Genomic DNA, 1,073 nt, shown 5'->3' with positions numbered 1-1,073 from the left:
CCGCTCGACCTGCTCCGGCGTCAGCCTCAGCCGGGTCGGGATGACGTTCAGCGCGGCTGCCTCGTCTGGCGGCAGGTCGGCGAAGGAGACCAGTTCAACCACCATCTGGACGTCGCGGCACTTCCAGCCGGACAGGCTGCCGCGGTAGCGCGCTACCACCGCCGCCGGGAGGCTGCAGCGATATTTGACCAGCTTTTCGCGCCACAGCCGGAATTCGAGCTTGAGGGAATCGAATTCGTCGCGCACCGAGGACGCGATCGAGGTGCCGGCGGTGGCGTCGATCATGTCGACCAGGCCCGGTCCCTGCTTGACCTTGACCCAGTCGGGTTCTTTCCTGCGGCCCGCATCGGCAACGATCATGATCAGCGTTCGCATCCTCACCGCCGCCTGCGGCGACAACGGGCTGTGCGGACTGCCGGCGATGTCGAGCGATTCCGCGAAGCCGACCACCGCGATGTTGTCGGTCAATCCGCCGTCGAGCAGCTTGATGTAGTTGACGCGGTCGTTGTTCTGGTAGGACTCCATGGCGCGAGCCGCGGCCTTGACCCGTTCCGGTGCCTCCGGATCGTTGAGACCGCGTTGGATCCAGTCCGGCTGCTTGTAGTTGCATCTGGTTGTCGGCGTGGTCGTCGAGACGACAACCGGCGCGAACACCGCGGGGAACGCCGCCGAGGCCGCCACCGCATCGGCGATACGAAGCTTGTCGAGATCGCTGCAGATGGCCGCGAAGCGGTCGTAGGTGAAGCCGAAGGCCGTCCCGTTGTAGATGTCGGATGCGTGGATCCAGACCAGCGGGGCGCCGGGACGTCTGAAGGCGCTGTAAGTGGCACCGTCGAACAGGTTCCTGTCCAGCCACGCAGCAAAGGTGCTGCGGTCGTTGACGCCGCCTTTCCACAGCCGCGCCAGATTGGCCGGAGCGAGCTTGGCGGTGTGCAGCGAGCTCTCGGCATCGCGCAGCAAGAAGCGCTTGCGAAGCTCGCGGTAACCACGCCCTTTGTAGCCGAGATAGGCCGCCGTCACCGCACCGCCAGAAACGCCGCCGACGACGCGCACGTCGTCGATCAGCGTATGCG

1 protein-coding gene is annotated in these 1,073 nt (G+C 65.9%); it reads right to left on the bottom strand.

Features of this window, described 5'->3' with window-relative positions; genetic code table 11:
* Positions 1 to 1,073: patatin-like phospholipase family protein (locus tag EOA79_RS32200; RefSeq protein WP_128293705.1), on the bottom strand; the 1,073-nt coding region annotated here is incomplete at both ends.

Source organism: Mesorhizobium sp. M1A.F.Ca.IN.020.03.2.1, assembly GCF_004023205.1.
In the GTDB taxonomy this organism is placed as follows: domain Bacteria; phylum Pseudomonadota; class Alphaproteobacteria; order Rhizobiales; family Rhizobiaceae; genus Mesorhizobium.
The sequence above is the reverse complement of the archived record's forward strand: the minus strand, read 5'-3'. Positions and strand labels throughout refer to the sequence as shown.